Origin of the sequence: Aeromonas sp. R4-1, from assembly GCF_040908325.1 — a bacterium.
In the GTDB taxonomy this organism is placed as follows: Bacteria; Pseudomonadota; Gammaproteobacteria; order Enterobacterales; family Aeromonadaceae; genus Aeromonas; species Aeromonas veronii.
On record NZ_JBFODM010000091.1, the window covers coordinates 69,705 to 92,656 of the forward strand.

Consider the following 22,952-nt stretch of genomic DNA (forward strand, 5'->3'; position numbering starts at 1 on the left):
CATAACAGACGGCCGCCCTGATGATGAGCTCCGCAAGGAGAGAATCGCCAGGGCGGCCGTTTTCCATCCAGATTGATATGTGAGGGGGCGCTAACCCCTGCTGATGCGGTTATGCCGGACCAATTCGCTCCATCAGGCTCATATGGGATGAGCCATCGTGGCGCTTGAGGTTCTGGCGATATTCGAACTGGCGCTGGCTCTCCTGCTTGAGCCCCAGCATCAACGAATAGCACATCGCCAGCATGATCACCGAGAAGGGCAGCGCCGCTATGATACTGGCCGCCTGCAAGGCCGCCAGGCCGCCGGAAACCAACAGGATGGCGGCAACCAACCCCTGCCCCAGACCCCATACGGCGCGGTGCAGTACCGGCGGCTCCTGATCACCGATGGAGAGCAGTGTGGTGATGACCAGCGTGCCCGAATCACTGGAGGTGATGAAGTAGGTGCAGATGAGCAGGGTCAGCACGGCCTTGGCGATCCAGCCGAAGGTATCCCAGTGCAGCAGGTCGACCGTCTTGTAGAGCGCCAGCGTCACATCCTGATTGACCGCAGCGACCACGCCGCCGCCACCAAACAGCTCCAGATTCATCGCCGTGCCGCCAAACACGGTGAGCCAGAACATGCCGAGCAGCGAGGGCACCAGCAGCACGCCGAGCACGAACTCGCGGATAGTGCGCCCCTTGGAGATACGGGCGATAAACATGCCGACAAACGGCGCCCAGGCAATCCACCAACCCCAGTAAAACGCCGTCCAGCTCGACTGCCAGGCCGAGGTGCCGTTGGCCTCGGTGTTGGTCCAGAAGCTCAGTTTGACGATGTTCTGCAGGTAATCACCGATGTTCTGTACATAGGCGTTGAGGATATAGGTGGTCGGCCCCAGCACCAGAAAGAGTGCGAGAACGAAGACGCTCAGCCAGATATTGAGCTCGGAGAGGATCTTCACTCCGCGCCCGACCCCGGAAACCGCCGACAAAGTGGCGATCAGGCTGATACCGCCAATCAGCCAGAGCTGGTTGGACTGCGACACCGCCATACCAAACATCTGGTTGAGGCCGGTATTCATCTGGGAGACCCCCAGACCAAGGGAGGTCGCCACCCCGAACACGGTGCCGAACACCGCCAGCACATCGGCCGCATGGCCCCAAAAACCGTAAATCCGCTCGCCAAGGATGGGGTAAAGCACAGAGCGGATCGCCAGCGGCAACTTGCGCCGGTAGCTGAAAAAGGCAAGTGACAGGCCGACGATCACATAGATAGCCCAGGGGTGCAGGCCCCAATGGAAAAAGGTGAGGCGCATGGCGATCTGGGCCGCTTCCGGGGTCATCCCTTCGGTAATGAACGGATTTCCCTGCAGATGGTTCATCGGCTCGGCGATGCTCCAGAACACCAGACCGATCCCCATGCCCGCGCTAAAGAGCATGGAGAACCAGGCGAAGTAGCCGAACTCCGGTACCTGGTCGTCGTCACCCAGCCGGATGCTGCCAAAACGGCTGAACATCAAGTAGACAGCGAAGAACAGGAACAGGGCGACCACCAGAATGTAGTACCACTTGAACCCGGCAATAATCTGATCCTTGGCACCGACAAACCAGGCGGCCGCGGTATCGGGAACAAATACGCCAAACAGCAAAAACAGGGTGATCACGGTGAGGGCCGTCATGGCCATGGTGGGGTTGAGGCCTTTCAATAGCCCTTTGCTTGCTCGCATCCAGCCTCCTTAGTCGTTGTTGAAAAAGTCTTCGCCCACATGATCACCGGCACCGCCGATGGCGCGATAGACCAGTTTGCCAGCCGCCTGTTCGCGGTGATCCACCAGCGAAACCGAGGGCTGGCCATTCACGGCGTGACGCTTGCCAAGGAAGATCGCCATGGGGACGCCCAGATTGGAGATACCGCTGGTGATCCAGAGGCGGTTGAAGTCGTAAGAGCCACCGATGAACTCCAGCTGGGCCAGGCCGGTATCTAGGCCGGTCAGATAGAAGTTCATGGCACTTTCGTCAGGAAAGAGGTGCACCAGCACATAGGCATAGCGTAATTCATTCACCAACTCCTTTAGGTTGAAAGTACCTGTCTCACTGCAAGAGAGGGGTAACTCACCATCATAGTGGTGTACCTTGAGGTTGTTGGGGTCTTCATCATAGGCAGGCTGATAGCGCACAAAAGCCGAGGTATCCGGCAGTTCATAGCGCACTCTGACCACACGTAACTCGGCCACCAGAGACTTGATATCCAGCTCGTCATTCATCATTTCGCTCCTCAAATGTCAGGGTGAATTCCGTGAAATGCCCGTCAACCTAACACAAAATTAGTTAGAGCAGAAATTATTACAACAAAAACAATATTGACCTTGTGACGAATTAGGCGGAAAATTTTGCGCCTCTCCATTGCCCTCCAATGACGCACACCCCATGGAAAAACATGATGAAGTGCTGGTCGCCCTGCGCCAGATTATTCGTGCCATCGACATGCACTCCAGGCGCTTGATCAAAGAAGCCGGGCTCACCTCCCCGCAACTCTTGCTGCTCAAAGGGATCGACGAGCTGGGACAGATCTCCATGCGTCAGCTGGCCGATCACACCAACATGAGCCAGGCCACCGCCACCACCATCATGGACCGATTGGAGAGCCGCCAACTGGTGCAGCGCGTTCGCAGCAATACCGACAAGCGCAAGGTTCACGCGACACTGACTGACGCAGGCCACGCCCTGCTGGCCCAAGCCCCCACCCCGCTACAAGAGCGCTTTATCCAACGCTTTCAATCCCTTGAAACCTGGGAGCAGACCCTGCTGCTCTCTTCCCTGCAACGCATCTCCTCCATGATGAATGCAGACGAAATCGATGCCGCCCCGGTGCTGAGCGTCAGACCCCTCACCGAAGAGCAGGCATAAGCTGCTGAACAATTTCAGGCATAAAAAAGCTCCCGAAAGGGAGCTTTGTTCTATCAGGGATCGTAGAGGATTACTCTTCCAGGCTGATCCCGATATTGGAGACGCCATCCTGAGAGGCGAATACTCTGATGGCCAGAATACGATCGCTGTCTCGCTCATGGGCAACCCGCTTGAGCAGCTCGACCTGGAACTCCAGCTCGGCTTCCATGTACTCGTGCTCGTAGAGCTCCTCTTCGGTCAGATCCCGCTCTTCCAGCAGCTCGATAAAACCGGCCACGGTACCGACCGACGCATGGCTGGCATCGTTGGCCTCTTCGCCGACCCGGCAGATCACCGAGTTGTAGGCGCAGCCCAGCGCAACACAGGCATCAAGCGCCGGATAGGCACCGTAGGATTCAAACTTGCGGGGATCCGGAATGTGAGACTCGAACTCTTCGAGAATGGCCCCCAGATTGACCCGGGATCCCTTGACGGTGAGGTAGACCCACATCTGATCCAGCGCATGCCGGAAAGCGCCAGCATTGCCAAAACCGGAGGCCTGACAGAACAGGGCATAGTTGGGGTACATGCGCTCTGCCAGCGCCAGGGTGTAGACGGTCTGTTGCCAAGGCTGTAGCTCGGCCAGTCGCTTATAAAACTTGTCACCAAACACTGGAGTCGGATCCTTTGCAAAATGTGGGGCAGATTGTAGCCCACGAGGCGCGCGGCGAAAACGAAAAAGCGCCCTGGTCGGCTATGTTGCGATATGAAGTCAGGTAAGATGGGTCGAGAGCGGCATCTTGTTGCGCCGCAAATTCTGATAAGGAACAAGAGTATGAGCCAACGTACCCTTCTTTTGCTCAGCCAGGATAATGCTCACTACGAACGGCTGCTCAAGGCCGCCAATCTCCCCCATCTGCGCATTCTGCGAGCCAATAACCAGAGCGATGCCGAGAAGCTGATCGGCGAAGCCCATATTCTGATGGCCGAACCGGCCCGTGCCAAACCGCTGCTGCCCAAAGCCAACAAGCTGAGCTGGTTCCAGTCCACCTATGCGGGAGTCGATGTGCTGCTCGACCCTGACAGTCGCCGCGACTACCAGCTCACCAATGTGCGCGGCATCTTCGGCCCGCTGATGAGCGAGTATGTCTTTGGTCATCTGCTCAGCCTGATGCGCCAAATCCCCCTTTATCGGGAGCAGCAGAAACAGCGACTGTGGCAAAGCCACCCCTATCAGGGCCTCAAGGGGCGCACCATGCTGATCCTTGGCACCGGCAGCATTGGCCAGCATATCGCCCATACCGGCAAACATTTTGGCATGAAGGTGCTGGGCATCAGCCGCAGCGGTCGGGAGCGGGCCGGGTTTGATCAGGTTTATCAACTACCTGCGCTCAACAAGATGCTGGCGCAGGCCGATGTCATCGTCAGCGTGCTGCCAGCCACCCGCGATACCCGTCATCTGTTCAATGCCGCCCGCTTCGAACACTGCAAACCGGGCGCCATCCTGTTCAACGTCGGTCGTGGCAGCGCCGTACACTCGGGCGATTTGCTCACCGCACTGCGTACCGGCAAGCTGGCGATGGCGGTGCTGGATGTGTTCGAGCAGGAGCCGCTGCCCGCCGACAGTCCACTCTGGGGCCAACCCAACCTCATCGTCACCCCCCACAACAGCGCCTACAGCTTCCCGGATGATGTGGCCCAGATCTTTGTGCGCAACTACATCCGCTTTATCGATGGCCAGCCACTGGATGGCAAGATCGACTTCGACAAGGGTTACTAACCCTCACTGTGCATGTAAAAAGGCCCCGCCAATCTGGCGGGGCCTTTCATTTCAGGCTGTGACGACAGGAATCAACCCGCGGCCAGCTCCTTGCGGTAGCTCTTCACCTTGGCAAGGAACTGACGACGCTCCTTGCCGCTGAGCGGTTCAGCCATCGGCAGCTTGGCGGTCATGGCATTGACCGGGCGGTTGTTGATCCGCAGCTCGTAGTGCAGGTGAGCACCGGTCGAGCGACCTGTGTTGCCGGAGAGGCCGATCTTGTCGCCCATCTTCACTCTCTGACCGGTTTTGACCAGCAGCTTGCTCAGGTGCAGATAACGGGTAGAGAGAGTACGGCCATGCTTGATGACGATATAAGTGCCCGCTAGCGGGTGGCTGGTTGCCTTCTGGACGACACCATCACCGGTCGCCAGCACTGGCGTGCCCACCGGCACCGCGAAGTCGGTGCCCTCGTGAGGACGCACCATACCGGTTACCGGATGTTTGCGCGCCGGGTTGAAATTGGAGCTGATCCGATAGCGGCTATGGGTCGGGTAGCGGCGGAATCCGCGCTCCAGACTGTTGCCCTGACCGTCGTAGTAGTTGCCGTCATCGGAGAGCCAGGCCGACACCGTCTTGCCCTGGCTGGTCACTTCCACACCCAGCAGCTGGCTGTTGCCAGTGCTTTTGCCTTCCACCGTCTCCTGGCGTACCAGCACTTTGAACTTGTCGCCCTTCTGCAGATCCTTGGCGAAATTCATCCGCCACTGGAACAGGTTGGCAATTTTCTGGATATGGTTGGCCGGAATCCCCGCATTGCGGGCACTGACATAGAAGCTGCCGTTGATCACGCCGTTGTAACGCTGCGGTTGCCACTCAACCTTCTCATTGATCATGGAGGCGGTATAGGCATCGTCGCTGCGCGCCATCACCAGCGTCTGCTTGATGTTCAGGCGGATTTTGAGTTGCTGCAGGATGTTGTCCTGATCGATCAGCAGCTCGATATTCTGGCCCGGCTTGAGGCGCGCCAGATAATTCTTGTTATCGGCGTCCAGCACCTTGTAAAGGGTGGTGGTGGAGAGACCGAGATTGTTAAAAATGGCGGTCAGGTTTTCGCCGTTGCGGACCCGGTAATCCTGCCACTGGGGGGTGGTGTCAACCGGGATGTCGTCATCCGGCGCACTTTGATCAACCAGTTCGTGATCGGGGATTTCGTTAAAGTCGGTGTTGTTTTCGTTGGTTGCCGTACCTGCGGTATCAATGGGCAACTCAAGACGCAGCGGCCGCTCGAGGATGTCACCCGGAGCTGGCAATAATGCCACTGCTGACAGGGTCATGGCCGTCAGCATCAGCATGGCGTAAAAGTGTTTGCGGGGAACCGGTGGTTCCCAATTGGCAGCCTGTACTACCAAGGGACGGAGACGTTTCATCCGCTATCCTGTATTTAGATCTAAAGAGTGTGAGTTGCGATGTCAGTTGTGACAAAACCGTATAAAACTGTTTGTTGGACACAAATAGTTACAAATAGTTCATCACAATCTGCATGAACCTCACATTTTATGCATAACCCGCCCGGATGGGCAGAAATGATCGTCTTTTTTAACCATTTTTTCCTATTTTTAAGAACCGGGTCGGATTCGATACTGAATAGAAACCTGAAATGTTGCGATAACTTTTCCATGGAGTGGGTATGTCGTTAGCAAAACTGTTAATCAGAATAATTGTCGTCCTGTTCCTGATCGGTGCAGCGCTGCTGTTTGCACTGGAAGTCACGACGGTCCGCCAATCCATCCTCGACCAGATGTCAGCCAACCTGGAAACCGCCATCACCGCTCTCGGGCTGGTGCTGCAAGGAACCCTGCTTAATGACGATAATGTGCTGGCCGAGACCATCGTCAATGCCATGTTCGATGGCGGCTTCGTCAGCTCGGTCACCCTGATCGATCCTGATGGCCAGTTGCTGTTTCAGAAGGTCTTCCACTCTACCCAGCAAAATGTCCCCGGCTGGCTTCCCTCGGTTATCGGCATGCCCCCCGTCAAAATTGAGCAAGAGTTGACCGATGGCTGGCGCATGCTGGGCACTCTGACCCTTGAGGGGCATAGCGGCTACGCCTATCAGCATCTGTGGAATGCCATCAGTCGCACCGGTCTGGCGCTGCTGGCGGGCCTCGTCGTATTTACCCTGATCATCTCCCTGGTTTGCCAACGCCTGCTGCAGCCCCTGGAGCAGATCAACCTGCAGCTGATCCGTATCCGCAAACACCAGTTCAACAGCACCCTGCCCACTCCCTGGTTGCAAGACCTCAAAGAAGTGGCACTTTCCATCAACCAATTGGTTTCCGAACGCAAACGGGATCTGCTGCAACAACGACTCAAGATCACCCAGCTGGGAAAACAACTGCCACTGACGACCCCACAGCCACTGCAAGGAGTGAGCCCACTGCCGGAAGGCGGGCAACTGCAAAAATTTGTCTCCACACAAGGGGAGATCGCGCTCTATCAGCGTTTCTTGCCCAGTCAGCCCCTCGGTGCCGACAGCGATCTCGCAACCATCCAGAGCGCCCTGCAACAGTGGCAGCACTCTCATATAGAAGGGGTCTTGCTGCCCCTCTCCCTGCTCAATCACCCGCAATGGTCCGAGATCGCCCCTCTGCTAAGCCAGGGGCGAGGAAAAACACTGGATTGGCGCTGGGATGTAGCCACCTTTCCCGCCCACGGCCAGTCTACCTTGGCCGCGTTGCAGGAACAGGGGTGTGAGCTCGCCTTCAGCGCCATTCCCCTCAATGCGGATACCTTCAATCAACTTGACCCGCTCAATCCCATCTTTATCAGCTGTCAGCTGACCGATGCGCCGCTCTACTGGAATCTGCTCTCCCAAACCATGCATGCCGCCGGTTATACCCTGCTGGCAGAATCGGGAGAGTGTCGCGACATCGACAAACTGCGGACCTGGGGTATCGATGGTTATGCCAAGGAGGCGCAATCATGAAAAAGCTCGCCATGCTGTTGCCCCTGCTGTGGCAACCCGGCCTGATGGCTGAAACCGTCACTATCGCCACCGGGGGTGAGCAGGGGATTTATCACCAGATAACCAAAGAGTTTTGCCGTCTGGCCCATGAGGTCGATGAGCAACTTGCGTGCACATTGCAGAGCTCATCGGGTTCAATAGAAAACCTGAAGCGGCTGAAGAGTGGCGAGACCTCCTACGCCATGGTGCAGTCAGACTGGCTATATCAGGCAAGCCAGGGCTTGGGCCCTTTTGCCACGCAGCCGCAACCTGAGCTGCGCGCCCTGTTTGCCACCCATGCCGAGCCCTTCACCATAGTGATCCGTGCCGATGGCGATATCACGTCACTGGAACAGCTCAAGCTCGCCCCCATCGACATGGGGTTGAAGAGTTCGGGTACCCGCCAGACGGCGCTGACCCTGTTCAACATCTTGGGAGCAAAAGAGCAGGATCTCGATCTGAAGAGCATGGCCAACCTGCCGGATGCGCTCTGCAGCAAGCAGATCGACGCATTTGCACTGGTGATGGGACACCCTAACCGGATTGTGCTCGACACCGCCAAACGTTGCGCGGTCAGTTTCCTCCCCATCGATGGGGTCACTCGGGATCAGCTACTCAAAGGGGTCAAATATTACCAACGCAGTCAGGTGCCCGCCCGCATCTACCCCGGCAATCTGAAGGCGACGCCCACCTTTGCCATTGCCGCCACTCTGGTTACCAATGCCACCATGCCGGAAGAGTCTGTCTATCGCCTGACCAAGGCCATGCTGGCCCAGCAGACCAAGTTCAATGAGCAGACTTATGGCTACGCCAATATGTTTCACCGGGCACGCAATAAAACCGGCCCGGTGCTGAGTATTGAGCAGCATCCGGGCGCAGCGAAATATTTCGATGAGTTGAAGGCGGCGGGCAAGCTATAGCTGACGACGGGGAGAGCGCAGTTGCTCGCTGGAGAAGCGGGTCTTCATAGATGTCCACTGCGCCAACCGATCGGCACTCCCCGCCAGCGTCCCTTCCCGCCGTGACTTCATGATCCAGATGCTTTTGGCATCGAAACTGTAAACGGGAATGAGGTCGGTACGCTTACTGCCCGGCAGGATCCGGCTGTTGATGTTGTCGAGCACCAGTGGGTCAGCCTTGGGTGTCGGGAAGTAGAGCGTCACCATGTGGAACTGGTTGTAACGCACAGCCTTGACGTAGGCCAGCCGCAGCTTCTTCTCATCCACCCCCAGCTCCATCAGGGTATAGTACTTGGAAATGCTGTAATCCTCGCAATCCCCACCCCGGGCACCGATGAACTCCAGCGGATTGGCCCAGTAATCCTCATCCCCCCACAGCTTGGGATCCTCGCTGTAGGTCAGATTGTTGAAGTAGTTGTTCACCAGCTCGATCTTCTGCTGGTCGGTTGTACCCGCTCTGGGGGTGAGCAAGCGAGAAAATGCCTCGGCCCGCTGGATGGCCCTGCCACCATACACTTCCTGCAGCTTGGCCCGCAGGTCCGGACTGGCAATATATTCGGAAAGACGCGAAGCCTGCACGTTGGCGCAACATAGCGCCAGAGTACAGGCCGGGATCAACAACCATTTCATACCGGACACTCCATGTCAGATGCTGGAGGTCAGTATAGTCCGTCCGGATGAGAGGCTCAGCCGCTGATCAGCGACACTGGGCGAATGCGTCTGCCAGTTGCTGCATGAATTGGGGATAACCATCCGGGCCGAGCGGTACCTGCTCACCCACCTCATCAAGCAACAGCACCTTGGCGCCGGTATTGCGAGCCACCGATTCGATCACAGCCGGTGAGAATTGCGGCTCGGCATAAATGCAGCTCGCCTGCTTCTCTTCCAGCGCCTTGCGAATATCCACCAGGGTCTTGGCGCCCGGGCGACGCTCAGGGCTCACGGTAAAGTGACCCTTTGAACTCATGCCGTAGTGGCGCTCCCAGTAGCCATACGCCTCGTGGAATACAAAGTACCCCTTCTCATTCACCGCCTTCATCTGGCCAGCAATCACCTTGTCTTTGGCATCCACCTTGGTATCAAATGCCGCGAGGTTGGCGTCATAGCGAGCCTGATTGGCCGGATCCAGCTTGCCCAATTCACTTGCGATCGCCTTGGCAATCACTTTGGCCTGCGTCGGGCCAAGCCAGATATGGGGATCGACCCCTTCGTGATGATGTCCCTCATGCCCTTCATCATGGTCACCGTGCCCGTGGGCGGCATGATCGTGATCATCATGGTCATGGGAATCGTGACTATCCTGAGTCGCGTAGTTGAACAGCGGCATCCCCTCAACCTGAGTCAGGGCCAGAGCATGGGGATGATTGGCCAGCGGCTTGGCCATAAAACCTTCCAGCTCGGGGCCAACCCACACCACCAGCCCAGCACTGTTGATGTTGCGAATATCGGAAGGGCGCAGGGAAAAATCGTGGGGAGAGGCACCGGTGGGCAGCAATACCTTGGGCTCGCTCACGCCGTCAGTGATCGCTGCTGCGATGAAGCCTAGCGGCTTGATGGTGGTCAGTACCTCAATGGCACGAACAGGCAAACTCACCGCCAGCAGGGCAGTGAAAAGCGCAATAATTCTCATTGATGAATCTCGTCAGGGGGTGAGTATGTGATAATATAACAGCCGCTTTTTGTTATATTATAACTCTCACTGGCTGTAAACCCCGGAGTTGTCATGAGCCAACTGGTAGAGCTGAAAGAGGTCTCTCTCTCGTTTGATGGACGCTCTGTGCTCGACAAGGTCTCCTTTACTCTCAATAAAGGCAAAATCACCACACTAGTCGGCCCCAACGGGGCGGGCAAGAGCACCCTGAGCAAGCTGGTGCTGGGTCTGCTCACCCCGGATTCGGGCAAGATCACCCGCAGCCGCGATCTGAGAGTCGGCTATGTGCCACAGCGCCTCTATCTGGATCCCACCCTGCCGCTGACAGTGCGTCGCTTCCTGCAACTGGGCAAGAACAGCCGCCTCTCCATCGAGGAGGCGCTGGCCCGGGTGGGCGCAGAGGGATTGCTGGAGAACCGGATGCAAAAACTCTCCGGCGGCGAGATGCAGCGCGTGCTGCTGGCTCGCGCCCTGCTGGTCAAGCCCGAGCTGCTGGTGCTGGACGAACCGGTGCAAGGGGTTGATATCACCGGCCAGATCGAGCTCTACGCCCTCATCGGTCAGCTCGCCGCCGAATTTAATTGTGCCGTGCTGATGGTCTCCCACGACTTGCATCTGGTGATGGCCAGCACCCACGAGGTGATCTGCCTCAATCGCCACGTCTGCTGTCATGGCGAGCCGGAAAGCGTGGCGCGCCACCCCGAATTTGCCCGTCTGTTCGGGCGACCGGAGCAGGAGGTGCTGGCTGTCTATACCCACCATCACCACTGCGACGGCGAACACCATCATCATGAACCGCAGGCCCCCGTCATCCGCCTGCCCTCTCGCAACAACGCTCACAGCAAATAGCGCAAGCAACAGGACATTCAAGTGGACAGCTTTTTGTTATACGCCCTCGCGGCCGGTCTCGGCATCGCCCTGCTGGCCGGCCCCCTCGGCAGCTTCGTGGTATGGCGCAAAATGGCCTATTTTGGCGACACCCTCTCCCACGCCTGCCTGTTTGGTATCGCGCTGGGCATTCTGCTGCAGGTCGATCTCACCCTAGCGGTAGTGGTCTGCTGCCTCGCCATGGCAATGCTATTGGTGATCATGAGTCGCAACCAGCAGGTGGCAACTGATACCCTGCTCGGCATTCTGGCCCACAGCGCCCTGTCCCTCGGTCTGGTTACCTTGAGTTTTATGGATAACGTGCGGGTGGATCTGATGGCCTACCTGTTTGGCGACCTGCTCTCGGTACAACCGATGGACCTGCTCTGGATCTACGGCGGTGGCGCGCTGGTACTGCTCACCCTCTGGCGACTGTGGGATCCCCTGCTCTCCATGACCATCTCGGAAGAGCTGGCACGAGTAGAGGGGATCCGGGTCGATGTGCTGCGCTGTGTGCTGATGCTGCTGATCGGGCTGGTGATTGCCGTGGCGATGAAGTTTGTCGGGGCGCTGATCATCACCTCCCTGCTGATCATCCCCGCCGCTACCGCCCGCCGCTTCAGCCAGACGCCGGAGCAGATGGCCGGCTTTGCCGCGCTGATTGGCTGTCTCGCCGTGCTGGGTGGATTGACCCTCTCCTGGTATCAGGACACCCCAGCTGGGCCTTCGGTCGTCGTCTGTGCCACCAGCCTGTTTGTGCTGAGCCAGTTCAAGAGAGCGTAACGGTGCAGGCTAGAGCGGCATGCTCTGGCGTGTCTCCATCATCAGCCACTGGCGCAATCGGCTGATGGCGGGCTCATGGGCCCGCGAGCGCTTGCAGGTAAAGTAGAAGGCATCCCCCGTCTCCAGCTGGTGTACCGGCAAAGCCACCAGCTGGGGATCATCGGGCCGCAGCATGTAGTCATTCACGAACGCCACCCCCTGATCCCAGGCCGCAGCCTCCATCGCCAGCAGCACATGGCTGAAATGGTGCATCCGCGCCTCGTCCGGGATCACCAGCCCGCCCGCCTTGGCCCAGCGCTGCCAATCCTCCCCCCGCGCCTTGTAAATGGACTGCACCGAGAGCAGCGGCAGCTGCCAGATGGCCTCAGGCCACTCCCCGCTGATCTGCTGCAACAAGCGGCGGCTGCAGACCGGAAAGAGCCGCTCCTGATAGATAAGATCGTGGCAATAGCCTCGCCCGTGGGGTGAGACTGTGATAAAGCAGTCCGCCACTCTATCGGAGAGTTCGGGGTCTTCAGCCACCATCTCCAGACTCAAATCCAGCTCGGGGTAGAGCTGGCGCAATCCAGCCAACCGCGGGATCAGCCACTTCACCGCAAACGAGCTGTAGACCGCGAGCCGGACTCGCATCTCGCCACCACCACGCAGCTGTTCGCTGCTTTGGGCAATCTGGCTGAGCCCGGCGGCAATCCCTTCGAAGTAGCTCTCCCCCTGGGTTGTCAGCGAGAGCAGCCGACCCTGACGCAGCAGCAAGCGCTCACCCAGAAAATCCTCCAGCAGGCGGATCTGGTGGCTGACCGCACTCTGGCTGACGTTCAATTCAAGGGCGGCACGGGAGAAGCTGAGCAGCCGGGCCACTACCTCGAAATATTGCACCGCACGCAGAGGAGGAAGCTTCATTATCTAAATATCTCATGAGTGGTCATTTTTTATCATTTTACTGGATAACGTCCCCCGCGCTACCCTCCCCTCATCTGAAGTGGGAGGTGGTATGAATGCAGTAGGGGTCGGCATCCTTTATCTGGTGCTGGGCAATATGGTGGCGGTCTTTTCCGATGCACTGGTCAAGGTACTGGAGCCGGATCAGCCCATCTTCCAGTTTGTCTTTTTCCGCCAGCTCTCGGCCGCCATTCTGCTGATGCCCTGGCTGCTCTGGTCATGGCGCCGCAATCCACCGGTGGCCATCAAGTGGCACCTGCTGCGGGCCCATATCTGGGCGGTCGGCGTCTGTCTGATGGTAGTGGCCCTCACCCGCTTGCCGCTCGCCACTGCCAACGCCCTCTTCTATGCCGCGCCGCTGATGATGGTACCGCTGGCGGTGTGGATGGCGGGGGAAGCGATCTCGCGCCAGAAGGTGCTGACCGCAGTCATCGGATTTATCGGGGTTTTGATCGTGCTGCGCCCGACCGAGGTTAACTGGGCCGCACTCGCGGCGCTCGGGGTGGCGCTGTCGATGGCGCTCAACAACCTGCTAATCAAGCGGATCCCGCTCAAGCAGCCCATCGCCCAGACCCTGTTTTTCACCAACGTACTGAGCATGCCCTTCATTCTCGCGCTGGCCTTGTGGGAAGGGGGCGACTGGCAGTGGCAGATGTGGTGGCCCGCCTTCGGCTCCTCGGCGCTGATCATGGTCTATGCGGGATTGTGCGTGGTGGCCTATCGCAAGGCGGAAGCGAGCAAGATCGCCTCGGCGGAGTACACCGGCCTGTTGATGGCGGTGGCCATCGGGGTGTGGCTGTTTGACGAGCAGCCGGGCTTGCCGCTGCTGCTGGGCTGTATCTGCATCGTCCTGCCGCTCATCGCCATGGCGCGCAACAAGCCAAAGCCGCTGGCCGAGCCAGCGCTCTAATACTCAGGGTCGTTTCAGCAAAGGGGCGACCCTTTGCTGCAGATGAGGGATGACCTCCTGCTCGAACCAGGGATTCTTTTTGAGCCAGAGGGTATTGCGCGGGGAGGGATGCGGCAGCGGCAACCAGCCGGGGCTATAGTCGGCCCAGCTGCGCACCGTCTCGGTGAGCGATCCCATGGCCGCCCCCCGCAGGTAATGGGCTTGCGCATACTGGCCGATCAGCAGGGTCAGTTCGATATTGGGTAGCAGCATCAACACCTTGCCGTGCCAGGTGGGCGCACATTCGGGGCGCGGCGGCAGATCGCCGGATTTTCCCCTGCCGGGATAACAGAGCCCCATCGGCATGATGGCGATGCGGGATTCGTCGTAAAAGGTGGCCTTATCAACACCGAGCCACTGGCGCAAGCGATCGCCAGAGGGGTCATCCCACGGGATACCGCTGGCATGCACCCGAGTGCCAGGCGCCTGACCGATGATCAGCAGGCGGGCACTCTCGGCCCCGCGGATCACCGGACGAGGCCCCAGCGGCAGATGAGCCTCGCACAGACGGCAGGCCCTGATTTTCCCAAACAACTTATCGATTCGCTGCATGACGTTGATAGTACCAGCATTTCCCTGTTTTCCCTCTTGTGGAAACAGGGCGTGCCCCCTACTATCGCCATGGATGTTTAATTTAATAAACGGATAATAATGAAAAACTGGCTAGGTACCGGCACCGCGACCCTCTCCTTCATCCTGTGGGGGATGCTGCCGCTCTATTATCAATTCATGCCCGAGGTCAACATGTGGGAGCTGATCTCCCACCGGGTGCTCTGGTCTGTGGTGCTGCTGGGTGCCCTGTTTTTACTGCTTGGCCACAAAGTGCCCTGGGCACAACTGCGCAGCGAGCCGCGCCAGCTCGGCCTCATTCTGCTGGCGGGCCCCGTCATGTCCATCAGCTGGTGCATGTTCACCTGGTGCCTCACCACCGGGCAGGTGCTGACCACCAGCCTCGCCTTCTTTATGACCCCGCTGTTCAATATCGTATTCGCCGTCATCTTCCTCAAAGAGCGGCTCACCCCGCAAAAGCATCTGGCGGTCGCCCTGGCGCTGGCGGGGCTCGCCTACATGCTCTTCTGCTACTGCCAGCTCCCCTGGTTCTCCCTCATCATGGGGGCCAACTTCGCCTGCTATGGCCTTATCAAGAAGAAGATCCACTACGACACCGGCACCAGCCTCTATCTGGAAGCCATGGTGCAACTGCCCGTCGCGCTGATCATCATCGGCACGCTGGCATGGCACGGGGAAGGGGCATTCGTGAACGGAGACCTGGCTGACAAGCTGCTGCTGATGGGCAGTGCGCCCGCCACTCTGCTGCCGGTGGGGCTCTTCTGCTACGCAGTGGCGAGAACCCGGATGAGCACTGTGGGGCTGCTGCAATATATCGAGCCCAGCCTCGCCTTCCTGCTCGCCATCTACTGGTTTGGTGAGGCGCCGGATCCCATCAAGGCTGTCGGTTTCGCCTTCGTCTGGGCAGGTCTGCTGGTGAGCCTGTTGCCACTGCATCGGCTCAAGCGCCGCCCTCAGGGCGTACCGCGATAGGACTCCAGCACCTTGTGCCAGCGGGGATCCCTGTCCATCTGCTCGGCGATGTCGTTGAGGGTGGCATGCAGCTCGGGGCGGGATTTGGGCAGCAGGATATGGCGGGTATAGCTGGATTGGGGGAAGGGCGAGATAAACAGCTTGCCCTGATAGTGCTGTGAGTTGATGAAAAAGCCCAGCGATGAACCACTCACCAGCGTCACATCGATGCGGCCGCGCACCAGCAGCTCAAGATTGGTCTTCACCTTCTTGGCATCCTGACGCACCAGCTCCCCGCGGCCAGCCGCATCATCGATCCCCTGATAGCGGTAGCCCTCCACCCCGCCAAACACAAGCCCCTTGAGGGAGTCAGGCCCGCGATAGGTGACCGGGTTGTCAATGTTCGAGACCAGCTCGTTGGTGTCGCGCATCACCGGAAAGGTCCAGAGATAGCGCTCGCGATGGGGATCCCCCACCCAGGCGGGATTGACCCAGACCACCAGACCGTCAAAGTCGGGATCTGCCATCTCCAGCGCCAGCCGGGCGCGATTGACCAGCCAGAGCTCGATTCTGGGTTCACCCCCTAGCTTTTCATTGAGATACTTGACCAACTCGCGGCTCAGCCCTGCATCCACTCCGGTGTTGAAGGGGGGATGCTGATGGTAATCGTAGAGACGGATCGTCTCCCCCAGTGCCGGGACCGACAACAGTAACCACAACCAAAACCAGACTCTCATCGCACCTCCTTGAGCTGCCTCTGAGTTTGGCACAGAGAATTTGCATGAGAGAACCCGCGACCACCACTCCAGCGCCGCAACCTTCCGCCCCTTCCCGCTGGTCTGTCTATATGGTGCGTACAGCCACCGGCCAGCTCTATACCGGGATCAGCACGGATCCGCTGCGCCGCCTGCGCCAGCACCAGAGTGGCAAGGGCGCTCGCGCCCTGCGCGGCAAGGGGCCACTGACGCTGGCGTGGCAACAGGAAGTCGGCGAGAAGGGGGCGGCCCTGCGCATCGAATATCGCCTCAAGCAGCAGCCAAAATCCTTCAAGGAACAGCTGATAAAAAGCCCGGCACTCTGGCAGAGCTGGAGCCCCCAGTGGTTACCCGCAGCCACCCAGCCTTGAGGACGACAGGCAAAAAAAGGCCACTCGATGAGTGGCCGGAAAGGGGAAATCAGGGAACATCACACAACGTCTTGCACAACCTCAGGCGGGTTAGAGGTAGGTATTGGAACGCTTGCTGCGGTTGCTGATCAGCCAGCAAACCGCCAGCACTAGCAGCAACCAGGGGGCCAGCTTGATGATCAGAGCAAGCATGCCGCCCAGCGCCCCAAGCAGCACGAACAGGCCACTCACCAGCAACATGGCTACCAGGGTAAAACCGGTCAGTGCCATGACCAGCAGCACCACCAGCAATATGAAAAATTCCAGCATAACTTGCTCCTTATCAGTACCTTGTCTGCCGGCTGATCAACCCTTCGGTCAATCCAGCCAGCGCTTCAATTCATAACGGGGCGGCATCACCAGCACCCCCAGCAGATAGGCGGCCAGTGCCAGCGGCGGCATCAGGATCAGGGCGAGCAGTGCCACCACCCGCACCGTGACTCTGGAGACCCCCAACCGCCTGGCAATACCGGCGCAGACCCCGGTCAGCTTGCGATGCACCAGATCCTTGGGCCAGGGGCTCATGATTACACCTCCGCCTTCTGGCCTTTGAGGCGAGCCAGCTCGCGCTCGATCTCGTCATTGAGCTCCAGCTCGCGGAACTGGGCCTCCAGCGAGGGATTCTGCCCCAGGGTGGCCGCCTCCAGCTGGGCTTCCAGCTGATCGACCCGGCCCTGAAAACCGTCAAAGCGCGCCATCAGCTCATGCATACGCTGGTTGTCCACCTGAGCGCGGGCACGAATGCGGCTGTGGGCAGTCTGCTCGCGCAGGGTCAGCAGTTTCTGCTTCTCGCGCGCCTCGGTCAGCTTGGCTGCCAGCCGCTCGCTGTCGGCGGTGAGCTGGGCCAGCACCTCGGCCACCCGGGCCTTGTCCTGCTCCAGCTGTTCACATTTTTTGACATCCGCCAGCTTCTCGGTGAGGGCGGCGCGGGCCAGATCCTCACGCCCCTTCTGGATGGCGAGCTCGGCCTTGGCCGACCACTCCAGGATCTGCGCCTGCAACGCCTGCTGGTGACGCTCCAGCTGTTTCTGTTCGGCAATCACGCGGGCGGCCTGGGTACGCATCTCGACCTGCACCTGCTCCATCTCTTCGATCATCAGGCGCAGCATCTTCTCCGGCTCTTCACTCTTGTCGAGCAGGCTGTGCAGGTTGGCATTAATCACGTCGGTCAGGCGGCTGAATACGCTCATGGTCTGGCTCCTTGTTGATGGGATGGCTATCTCTTCCCATTGCATTACAAGAGCCGTGCCAAGAAAAATTATTGTTGTTTTACATATAGATGGGAATTTACCGAGGAAATTCAAGAAGCGTTTGTTGGTGAGAATAGCCAACCAGGTGGTGATTTTTACCAACAAAAAAGGGAGCCTGTGGCTCCCTTGTCGATTCGTCTGCGCTATCCGTCAGGCGGCGTGGCTGTGGCCCAGCTTGCTGTCCAGTTCGGCCAGCTTGGCCTCCATCCGGGCGCGGCAGGTGTCGGAGAGATCGCGAATACCGCTGGCACCGTGCTCCTTGCTGCAGACCGGCGCCATCACTTCCACCAGCACTTCGCCGTTGTCCCAGCGATTGAGGTCGACCTGACCGAAGTAGCTGGAGCAGACGATGGGCACCACGGGCACTTCAGCCTGTACCGCAGTGTGGAAAGCGCCCGCCTTGAACGGCAGCAGGCCACGCCCCTGGGAGCGGGTCCCTTCCGGGAACATCCAGATGGAGGTGCCGCGGTTCTTGATGCGATCCACCACCTGACCTATGGTGCCGATGGCACGGGAGCGGTTGGAGCGGTCGATCAGCACGTTACCGGAGAGCCAGAAGATAAGGCCGAACAGCGGCAACCAGAGCAGGCTCTTTTTGCCCACTGCCACCACGCCAGGCTGCACCGCACCGGTCACGGTGAAGATGTCGAAGTTGCTCTGGTGGTTGCAGACGTAGACCGCCGGGCCGACCGATTTGAGCTCGTCGGCCACCGTCACCTTGACTCGCAGCCCGATCAGCGGGCAGACCGCGTGATACATGCGAGCGAAGACATAGACGTTGTTGGGATGGCGCGGACGAACCAGACAGAGCAGCAGGCCGAACAGGAACCAGAAAATGAGCAGCAGACCAAGCAGCAGCACACGGGCAATTTTGAGCATCGAACACCTCGAGTTTTAACTCGGCGCAGTATACTGATCCCCCTTTTAGCGAACAAGCGTTCGCCAAACAGAACCGACCACCCTCCCCGTCGCGCCACCCACAGTACTGCTCATCAATACGCCGCCGACTTGCCCCACCCGCCATTGGTCGTTAGGATGGCCCCATCTTGATGGACGGGGCGAACATGATTTTGCAACAACGGGTAGCGAAACATCTCCTGCTGCTGGTCTGCCTGCTGGTGCTCAATTGTGCGGCCCAGCCGCTGGCCCGGCTTGCCCTGCTCGATCACGCCCTCAGCTGTCAGGCACTGCCCGTTCCAGGCTCGGCAACGGATCAAGAGGATACCAAACCGGCCAGCCCGCAGCCCACCAGCTGCCAGCTCAACGGCAAGTGGCTAAGCGCCGCCACCCTGCTCTGCGTCGAACAGCTCTTCTTTGCCGTGGCCGTGCTGATCGCCCTGCTGGCCCCCCTTTGGCGCTACACACCGCCACTGCCCCCTCCCAGAGTCATCTCGCCGCCCGAGCGGCGTCTGCACCTCACGCTCTGCATCTGGCGGGAATGAGTTCGGCAGCGTTCTTTCGTTAGCTGTCACTCAATTTTTGCGAGACCAAAAAGATGTCGAATCTCTTCAAGGCGGCCCTGCTACTGGGCGGTCTGCTGTGGCAATCCATGGGATTGGCCAGCGACACGGGCTGGCTCACCAGCCCACAGAATGATCACGCCCGGGTACGGCTGCAGGCCGACCGCAGCACGGCAGATCAGACCCGCATCCTGCTCGATGTCGAGCTGGAGTCAGGCTGGAAAACCTACTGGCACAGTCCGGGAGAAGGGGGCATTGCCCCCCAGATCCTGTGGGATGAGCCGGTCGGTGCCTTTCAGTGGCGCTGGCCGGTGCCACGCCACTTCGAGGTAGCCGGGCTCAGCACCCAGGGTTATCAGGGGGACGTGACCTTCCCCCTCAGCCTCAACTACCCAACTGGGCAACCGCTCAAGGGGACTCTACGCCTCTCCACCTGCAGCAATGTCTGCATCCTGACCGACTTTCCCTTCACCCTCGCGGTGGATGGGCAGGCCCCGACCGACTTCGATTTTGCCTGGGCGAAGGCGATGAGTACCTTGCCCCAGCAATTGCCTGCCGAAACCCGGGTCGAGCTCGGTTATCAGCACAACCAGCTGCAACTGCGCGCCGAGCGGGCAGAGGGCTGGCAATCACCAGCGCTCTTTATCGACGCTCTGGAGGGGGCCGAGTTTGGCAAACCGGCGCTTGAGGTCGAGGGCAACACCCTGATCGCCCGGGTGCCGGTGAGCGATGGCTGGCAGGGGGATGCGCCGGATCTGCGCGGCCAATCCCTCGGCCTGCTGCTCACCAGTGGCGAACAGGCGTGGCAGGGCAAGGGGACGATCGGCGCACCGCTCGCACTGCCCAACCAGAGTCATTCGCTGTTCTGGTTGCTGGGAGTGGCGCTGCTCGGCGGCCTGATCCTCAACCTGATGCCCTGCGTGCTGCCGGTGCTGGCGCTCAAGCTGGGAACTGTGCTGCAACATCAGGAGCGTGAACAGGGAACGGTACGCAAGCAGTTCCTCGCCGCCAGCGCCGGGATCATCGCCTCCTTCTGGGCGCTGGCGGCCATGAGCAGCCTGCTGCGCGCCACGCAAGGGGCCGTCGGCTGGGGCATCCAGTTCCAGAGCGCCGGTTTTATCGGCTTGATGGTGCTGGTGACCCTGCTGTTTTGCGCCAACCTGCTGGGGCTGTTCGAGATCCGCCTGCCCAGCGCCCTCAGCACCCGCCTCGCCACCAGCGGCGACAACGGCCTCGGCGGTCACTTCCTGCAGGGGAGCTTCGCCACTCTGCTGGCGACCCCCTGCTCGGCCCCCTTCCTCGGCACTGCGGTGGCCTTTGCGCTGGCGGCGCCGCTCGGCCAGCTCTGGCTGATCTTCACCGCGCTCGGAATTGGCATGAGCCTGCCCTGGCTGCTGGTGGCAGCCCTGCCACGGCTCGCCCTCTGGCTGCCGAAACCGGGGCGCTGGATGACCCATCTGCGCATCCTGCTCGGCCTGATGATGCTGGGCTCCAGCCTCTGGCTCACCAGCCTGCTCGACAATCATCTCGGCAGATATGCCACCGGCTGGCTGATGGTTGCCATGCTGCTGGCGCTGCTGAGTGGCATCATCTGGCGTTACGGCATGCGCGGCTTCACGCTGGCGATCGCCCTCGCCGCCCTGATTGGCAGCCCCCTGCTGCTGAGCGGCGCCTTTAGCGCGCAGGGCTCGGCCAGCGTTGACAAGGTGGTCTGGCAGCCGCTCTCTGAACGCGCCATCACAGATGCGCTGGCCCAGAACAAGCGGGTCTTTATCGATGTCACCGCCGACTGGTGTGTCACCTGCAAGGCCAACAAATACAACGTGTTGCTGCGCGATGAGGTGCAACAGGCCCTCTCTGCCCCCGATGTGGTGGCCCTGCGCGGCGACTGGAGCAAACCAAGCGACACCATCGCCGCCTTCCTGCGTAAGCGGGGCGCGGCGGCCGTCCCCTTCAACCAGATTTACGGCCCGGAGTTGCCGCAGGGGGTCACGCTGTCACCCCTGCTCGACAAGGACGATCTGCTGACCACATTGCACAAGGCTGGCCTGCTTCAGGCTGGCACCACCCGATTTTAAGGAGCAACCATGAAACCGACTCTGAGCGCCCTGACCCTGCTGGCCTCCCTTTCCGCAGCCCTGCTGGCTCCGGCCCTGCACGCCGCCCCCTTCACCCCGGAGCAGGAGGCGCGTATCAAGGAGCTGATCCGCGAGACACTGATCGCCAACCCCAAGATCCTCGACGAGGCCGCCGAATCCTGGGAGAAACAGAACGCGGCAGCCCAGGAGGCGCAGCTTGGCAACTTCATCAAGGGCAACAAGGATGTGCTGTTCAACAGCGCCACCAGCCCGCGCCTCGGCGCCAAAAACCCCAAGCTGACGCTGGTGCTGTTCACCGACTACAACTGCCCCTACTGCAAGCAGTTCGATCCCCAGCTGACCAAGCTGCTCAAGGCCTATCCGGACGATCTGGGGCTGGTGATCAAGCTGCTGCCGTTCAAGGGGCAGACCTCCGCCAAGGCGGCCCAATACAGCCTGACCCTGTGGCAGCAAGATCCCGCCCGCTTCCTCACCCTGCACGACAAGCTGATGAGCAAGCAGGGGATGCTGACCGAGGCGGACATCAACAAGGCGCTGGCCGCCACCGGCAACACCGCGCTCAAACCGGCCGCCAAGGCGACCGAGGAGCTGCGCAACAGCCTGCGCATCGGCACCATCCTCGGAGTACAGGGCACACCGGCGACGCTTATCGGCAACCAGCTGGTACCGGGCGCCATCCCCTATGAGGAGCTGGAGCAACTGGTGCAGGCCGAACTGGCCAAGCAGGGGTAAAGGATGACCACCAATCCTCAACCCCGCTGGCGCCGCTGGGGCAAGGAGGCGCTCTGGCTGCTGCTGATGGCGCTGATCATCTCGACCCTGCTCGATCTGTGGCGCAGCCCAACCCTGCCAGAGGGGGCGATGAGCGCCCCCGTCACCCTGCAGGATGGCAGCAGCACGGATCTCGCTACCTTAAGCCAAGGCAAGCCGCTGCTGGTCTACTACTGGGCCAGCTGGTGCGGGGTGTGCCGTTTCACCACCCCGGCGGTACAGCAGCTCTGGCAAGAGGGGGAAAACGTGTTGACGGTGGCGCTGCGCTCCGGCAATTCGGAGCAGTTAGCCAAGGGGATGAGCAAGAAGGGGCTCACCTTCCCGACCCACAACGACGAGTCGGGAGCGCTGGCCGCCAAGTGGCAGGTAGGGGTCACCCCGACGTTCCTCGTCATCAGGGATGGGACGCTTGTGAGCAGCACCACCGGCTGGAGCTCGAAGTGGGGCTTGCAGTTGCGGCTCTGGTGGGCATCGCTCTAGCCACGCTAGCATCGTTGCCTTTAACAGGGCCATCCCACCGGATGGCCCTTTTTTATGGCTCTGTCCCAATTACGTGTTGAAAGGCTAATCTTGAAGTAGGCCATCACCTTGAGGTCAACCATCATGGATACCCCAGCCTTTCAACACCTGCTGTCTCTCTTTCCCCAGTTAACCCTGCGCCAGCGCCGTGTTGCTCAGCAGGAGCTCACTGCACCCCACACGATTACCTCGCTCAATACTCAGTTACCGGCATGCAGTGGCTGCCCCCATTGTCAGGCCGATGTTACCCAGCTGGCGCCTTGGGGATGGAGTCGGGGGCTGCGCCGCTACCGTTGCAAACTGTGTCTGCGCACCAGCACCGTTCTGACCAAGACGCCCTTGGCCAGATTGCGTAAAGCACAGTGCTGGGAAGACTACGCGCAAGC

General features: G+C 59.9%; 26 protein-coding genes and 1 pseudogene. 14 read left to right on the plus strand and 13 right to left on the minus strand.

The window, feature by feature from the left end:
• Positions 1-109: 109 nt before the first annotated feature.
• Both AB5Y90_RS17285 and AB5Y90_RS17290 read right to left on the minus strand, forming a co-directional pair.
• Complete coding sequence (locus tag AB5Y90_RS17285) at positions 110-1,708, minus strand: BCCT family transporter (protein ID WP_307896221.1); 1,599 nt, start codon at positions 1,706-1,708, stop codon at positions 110-112.
• Between the two features lie 9 nt (positions 1,709-1,717).
• Positions 1,718-2,245 (minus strand): hypothetical protein, encoded by a 528-nt coding sequence (locus AB5Y90_RS17290; protein WP_005335836.1) that lies wholly within the window; start codon positions 2,243-2,245, stop codon positions 1,718-1,720.
• Positions 2,246-2,408: 163 nt separating this feature from the next.
• Between AB5Y90_RS17290 and AB5Y90_RS17295 the strand changes: the two genes are divergently transcribed.
• On the plus strand, positions 2,409-2,888 hold the full coding sequence (locus tag AB5Y90_RS17295) for a MarR family winged helix-turn-helix transcriptional regulator (protein WP_307896220.1): 480 nt from the start codon (positions 2,409-2,411) through the stop codon (positions 2,886-2,888).
• Positions 2,889-2,958: 70 nt separating this feature from the next.
• Here the strand turns inward: AB5Y90_RS17295 and AB5Y90_RS17300 are convergent, their stop codons facing one another.
• Positions 2,959-3,540: a YjaG family protein gene (locus AB5Y90_RS17300; protein ID WP_005335839.1), complete on the minus strand. Its 582-nt coding sequence runs from the start codon at positions 3,538-3,540 to the stop codon at positions 2,959-2,961.
• A 162-nt stretch (positions 3,541-3,702) separates the two neighbouring features.
• On the opposite strand from AB5Y90_RS17300, the gene AB5Y90_RS17305 reads away from it, so the two are divergent.
• The gene (locus AB5Y90_RS17305) at positions 3,703-4,647 is read left to right on the plus strand and encodes a D-2-hydroxyacid dehydrogenase (protein ID WP_307896219.1); all 945 of its coding nucleotides are present in this window, start codon (positions 3,703-3,705) and stop codon (positions 4,645-4,647) included.
• Positions 4,648-4,718: 71 nt separating this feature from the next.
• Here the strand turns inward: AB5Y90_RS17305 and mepM are convergent, their stop codons facing one another.
• Positions 4,719-6,056, minus strand: coding sequence for a murein DD-endopeptidase MepM (gene mepM / locus AB5Y90_RS17310; RefSeq protein ID WP_042081590.1), 1,338 nt, complete (start codon positions 6,054-6,056; stop codon positions 4,719-4,721).
• Between the two features lie 260 nt (positions 6,057-6,316).
• Between mepM and AB5Y90_RS17315 the strand changes: the two genes are divergently transcribed.
• Positions 6,317-7,615, plus strand: a complete 1,299-nt coding sequence (locus AB5Y90_RS17315; RefSeq protein ID WP_307896218.1) for a LapD/MoxY N-terminal periplasmic domain-containing protein — start codon at positions 6,317-6,319, stop codon at positions 7,613-7,615.
• Positions 7,612-8,553, plus strand: coding sequence for a TAXI family TRAP transporter solute-binding subunit (locus AB5Y90_RS17320; protein ID WP_307896217.1), 942 nt, complete (start codon positions 7,612-7,614; stop codon positions 8,551-8,553). Before AB5Y90_RS17315 ends, AB5Y90_RS17320 begins: the two co-directional genes overlap by 4 nt.
• On the opposite strand, the gene AB5Y90_RS17325 is transcribed toward AB5Y90_RS17320, so the two are convergent.
• Together AB5Y90_RS17325 and znuA are read right to left on the minus strand one after the other, a co-directional pair.
• Positions 8,548-9,222 (minus strand): transglutaminase-like cysteine peptidase, encoded by a 675-nt coding sequence (locus AB5Y90_RS17325; protein ID WP_005335848.1) that lies wholly within the window; start codon positions 9,220-9,222, stop codon positions 8,548-8,550. The two genes, AB5Y90_RS17320 and AB5Y90_RS17325, sit on opposite strands and share 6 nt — an antisense overlap.
• Before the next feature lie 67 nt (positions 9,223-9,289).
• Positions 9,290-10,222 (minus strand): zinc ABC transporter substrate-binding protein ZnuA, encoded by a 933-nt coding sequence (znuA, locus tag AB5Y90_RS17330; RefSeq protein WP_307896216.1) that lies wholly within the window; start codon positions 10,220-10,222, stop codon positions 9,290-9,292.
• A 93-nt stretch (positions 10,223-10,315) separates the two neighbouring features.
• On the opposite strand from znuA, the gene znuC reads away from it, so the two are divergent.
• Positions 10,316-11,092: a zinc ABC transporter ATP-binding protein ZnuC gene (gene znuC / locus AB5Y90_RS17335; RefSeq protein ID WP_005354861.1), complete on the plus strand. Its 777-nt coding sequence runs from the start codon at positions 10,316-10,318 to the stop codon at positions 11,090-11,092.
• A gap of 21 nt (positions 11,093-11,113) precedes the next feature.
• Positions 11,114-11,893 carry a zinc ABC transporter permease subunit ZnuB gene (znuB, locus tag AB5Y90_RS17340; protein WP_005354863.1) on the plus strand — a complete coding sequence of 260 codons (780 nt, stop codon included), beginning with the start codon at positions 11,114-11,116 and terminating at the stop codon, positions 11,891-11,893.
• Positions 11,894-11,902: 9 nt separating this feature from the next.
• Here the strand turns inward: znuB and AB5Y90_RS17345 are convergent, their stop codons facing one another.
• Positions 11,903-12,793: a LysR substrate-binding domain-containing protein gene (locus AB5Y90_RS17345; protein WP_107682801.1), complete on the minus strand. Its 891-nt coding sequence runs from the start codon at positions 12,791-12,793 to the stop codon at positions 11,903-11,905.
• Positions 12,794-12,884: 91 nt separating this feature from the next.
• Here AB5Y90_RS17345 and AB5Y90_RS17350 point away from each other — a divergent pair, with 91 nt between their 5' ends.
• A complete protein-coding gene (locus tag AB5Y90_RS17350) occupies positions 12,885-13,742 on the plus strand; it encodes a DMT family transporter (RefSeq protein WP_307896215.1) in 858 nt (285 codons plus the stop codon).
• A gap of 3 nt (positions 13,743-13,745) precedes the next feature.
• Here the strand turns inward: AB5Y90_RS17350 and AB5Y90_RS17355 are convergent, their stop codons facing one another.
• Positions 13,746-14,333: a uracil-DNA glycosylase family protein gene (locus tag AB5Y90_RS17355; RefSeq protein ID WP_307896214.1), complete on the minus strand. Its 588-nt coding sequence runs from the start codon at positions 14,331-14,333 to the stop codon at positions 13,746-13,748.
• Between the two features lie 99 nt (positions 14,334-14,432).
• Here AB5Y90_RS17355 and rarD point away from each other — a divergent pair, with 99 nt between their 5' ends.
• A complete protein-coding gene (rarD, locus tag AB5Y90_RS17360; protein WP_307896213.1) occupies positions 14,433-15,323 on the plus strand; it encodes an EamA family transporter RarD in 891 nt (296 codons plus the stop codon).
• On the opposite strand, the gene AB5Y90_RS17365 is transcribed toward rarD, so the two are convergent.
• On the minus strand, positions 15,305-16,039 hold the full coding sequence (locus AB5Y90_RS17365) for an ABC transporter substrate-binding protein (RefSeq protein WP_307896212.1): 735 nt from the start codon (positions 16,037-16,039) through the stop codon (positions 15,305-15,307). The genes rarD and AB5Y90_RS17365 overlap by 19 nt on opposite strands.
• A 44-nt stretch (positions 16,040-16,083) precedes the next feature.
• On the opposite strand from AB5Y90_RS17365, the gene AB5Y90_RS17370 reads away from it, so the two are divergent.
• A complete protein-coding gene (locus tag AB5Y90_RS17370) occupies positions 16,084-16,428 on the plus strand; it encodes a GIY-YIG nuclease family protein (protein ID WP_307896211.1) in 345 nt (114 codons plus the stop codon).
• A 90-nt stretch (positions 16,429-16,518) separates the two neighbouring features.
• Here the strand turns inward: AB5Y90_RS17370 and pspG are convergent, their stop codons facing one another.
• The 4 genes from pspG to AB5Y90_RS17390 form a co-directional block, all read right to left on the minus strand.
• Complete coding sequence (pspG, locus tag AB5Y90_RS17375; protein WP_005335871.1) at positions 16,519-16,737, minus strand: envelope stress response protein PspG; 219 nt, start codon at positions 16,735-16,737, stop codon at positions 16,519-16,521.
• 48 nt (positions 16,738-16,785) lie between these two features.
• Positions 16,786-16,992, minus strand: coding sequence for a PspC domain-containing protein (locus tag AB5Y90_RS17380; RefSeq protein ID WP_307896210.1), 207 nt, complete (start codon positions 16,990-16,992; stop codon positions 16,786-16,788).
• A 2-nt stretch (positions 16,993-16,994) separates the two neighbouring features.
• Complete coding sequence (pspA, locus tag AB5Y90_RS17385; RefSeq protein WP_213387736.1) at positions 16,995-17,657, minus strand: phage shock protein PspA; 663 nt, start codon at positions 17,655-17,657, stop codon at positions 16,995-16,997.
• Positions 17,658-17,867: 210 nt separating this feature from the next.
• Entirely contained in the window at positions 17,868-18,596 is a 729-nt protein-coding gene (locus tag AB5Y90_RS17390; protein WP_307896209.1) for a 1-acylglycerol-3-phosphate O-acyltransferase, read from the minus strand.
• A 185-nt stretch (positions 18,597-18,781) separates the two neighbouring features.
• Here AB5Y90_RS17390 and AB5Y90_RS17395 point away from each other — a divergent pair, with 185 nt between their 5' ends.
• From AB5Y90_RS17395 to AB5Y90_RS17415, 5 genes and pseudogenes are all read left to right on the plus strand, one after another.
• A complete protein-coding gene (locus AB5Y90_RS17395; RefSeq protein ID WP_307896208.1) occupies positions 18,782-19,159 on the plus strand; it encodes a hypothetical protein in 378 nt (125 codons plus the stop codon).
• A 53-nt stretch (positions 19,160-19,212) separates the two neighbouring features.
• Positions 19,213-21,255, plus strand: coding sequence for a protein-disulfide reductase DsbD (locus AB5Y90_RS17400; RefSeq protein WP_307896207.1), 2,043 nt, complete (start codon positions 19,213-19,215; stop codon positions 21,253-21,255).
• Between the two features lie 9 nt (positions 21,256-21,264).
• Positions 21,265-22,008 carry a DsbA family protein gene (locus AB5Y90_RS17405; protein ID WP_064341631.1) on the plus strand — a complete coding sequence of 248 codons (744 nt, stop codon included), beginning with the start codon at positions 21,265-21,267 and terminating at the stop codon, positions 22,006-22,008.
• A gap of 3 nt (positions 22,009-22,011) precedes the next feature.
• Complete coding sequence (locus AB5Y90_RS17410; RefSeq protein WP_058057951.1) at positions 22,012-22,527, plus strand: protein disulfide oxidoreductase; 516 nt, start codon at positions 22,012-22,014, stop codon at positions 22,525-22,527.
• Between the two features lie 123 nt (positions 22,528-22,650).
• A pseudogene (locus AB5Y90_RS17415) lies at positions 22,651-22,952 on the plus strand (IS1595 family transposase); the annotation flags it as partial.

What these genes read in the sequence shown, in the direction of transcription:
- AB5Y90_RS17285 (WP_307896221.1), bottom strand. Translation starts at nt 1,708, where the DNA reads ATGCGAGCAAGCAAAGGGCTATTGAAAGGCCTCAACCCCACCATGGCC.
- AB5Y90_RS17290 (WP_005335836.1), bottom strand. Translation starts at nt 2,245, where the DNA reads ATGAATGACGAGCTGGATATCAAGTCTCTGGTGGCCGAGTTACGTGTG.
- AB5Y90_RS17295 (WP_307896220.1), top strand. Translation starts at nt 2,409, where the DNA reads ATGGAAAAACATGATGAAGTGCTGGTCGCCCTGCGCCAGATTATTCGT.
- AB5Y90_RS17305 (WP_307896219.1), top strand. Translation starts at nt 3,703, where the DNA reads ATGAGCCAACGTACCCTTCTTTTGCTCAGCCAGGATAATGCTCACTAC.
- mepM (WP_042081590.1), bottom strand. Translation starts at nt 6,056, where the DNA reads ATGAAACGTCTCCGTCCCTTGGTAGTACAGGCTGCCAATTGGGAACCA.
- AB5Y90_RS17315 (WP_307896218.1), top strand. Translation starts at nt 6,317, where the DNA reads ATGTCGTTAGCAAAACTGTTAATCAGAATAATTGTCGTCCTGTTCCTG.
- AB5Y90_RS17320 (WP_307896217.1), top strand. Translation starts at nt 7,612, where the DNA reads ATGAAAAAGCTCGCCATGCTGTTGCCCCTGCTGTGGCAACCCGGCCTG.
- AB5Y90_RS17325 (WP_005335848.1), bottom strand. Translation starts at nt 9,222, where the DNA reads ATGAAATGGTTGTTGATCCCGGCCTGTACTCTGGCGCTATGTTGCGCC.
- znuA (WP_307896216.1), bottom strand. Translation starts at nt 10,222, where the DNA reads ATGAGAATTATTGCGCTTTTCACTGCCCTGCTGGCGGTGAGTTTGCCT.
- znuC (WP_005354861.1), top strand. Translation starts at nt 10,316, where the DNA reads ATGAGCCAACTGGTAGAGCTGAAAGAGGTCTCTCTCTCGTTTGATGGA.
- AB5Y90_RS17345 (WP_107682801.1), bottom strand. Translation starts at nt 12,793, where the DNA reads ATGAAGCTTCCTCCTCTGCGTGCGGTGCAATATTTCGAGGTAGTGGCC.
- AB5Y90_RS17350 (WP_307896215.1), top strand. Translation starts at nt 12,885, where the DNA reads ATGAATGCAGTAGGGGTCGGCATCCTTTATCTGGTGCTGGGCAATATG.
- AB5Y90_RS17355 (WP_307896214.1), bottom strand. Translation starts at nt 14,333, where the DNA reads ATGCAGCGAATCGATAAGTTGTTTGGGAAAATCAGGGCCTGCCGTCTG.
- rarD (WP_307896213.1), top strand. Translation starts at nt 14,433, where the DNA reads ATGAAAAACTGGCTAGGTACCGGCACCGCGACCCTCTCCTTCATCCTG.
- AB5Y90_RS17365 (WP_307896212.1), bottom strand. Translation starts at nt 16,039, where the DNA reads ATGAGAGTCTGGTTTTGGTTGTGGTTACTGTTGTCGGTCCCGGCACTG.
- AB5Y90_RS17370 (WP_307896211.1), top strand. Translation starts at nt 16,084, where the DNA reads ATGAGAGAACCCGCGACCACCACTCCAGCGCCGCAACCTTCCGCCCCT.
- pspG (WP_005335871.1), bottom strand. Translation starts at nt 16,737, where the DNA reads ATGCTGGAATTTTTCATATTGCTGGTGGTGCTGCTGGTCATGGCACTG.
- AB5Y90_RS17380 (WP_307896210.1), bottom strand. Translation starts at nt 16,992, where the DNA reads ATGAGCCCCTGGCCCAAGGATCTGGTGCATCGCAAGCTGACCGGGGTC.
- pspA (WP_213387736.1), bottom strand. Translation starts at nt 17,657, where the DNA reads ATGAGCGTATTCAGCCGCCTGACCGACGTGATTAATGCCAACCTGCAC.
- AB5Y90_RS17390 (WP_307896209.1), bottom strand. Translation starts at nt 18,596, where the DNA reads ATGCTCAAAATTGCCCGTGTGCTGCTGCTTGGTCTGCTGCTCATTTTC.
- AB5Y90_RS17395 (WP_307896208.1), top strand. Translation starts at nt 18,782, where the DNA reads ATGATTTTGCAACAACGGGTAGCGAAACATCTCCTGCTGCTGGTCTGC.
- AB5Y90_RS17400 (WP_307896207.1), top strand. Translation starts at nt 19,213, where the DNA reads ATGTCGAATCTCTTCAAGGCGGCCCTGCTACTGGGCGGTCTGCTGTGG.
- AB5Y90_RS17405 (WP_064341631.1), top strand. Translation starts at nt 21,265, where the DNA reads ATGAAACCGACTCTGAGCGCCCTGACCCTGCTGGCCTCCCTTTCCGCA.
- AB5Y90_RS17410 (WP_058057951.1), top strand. Translation starts at nt 22,012, where the DNA reads ATGACCACCAATCCTCAACCCCGCTGGCGCCGCTGGGGCAAGGAGGCG.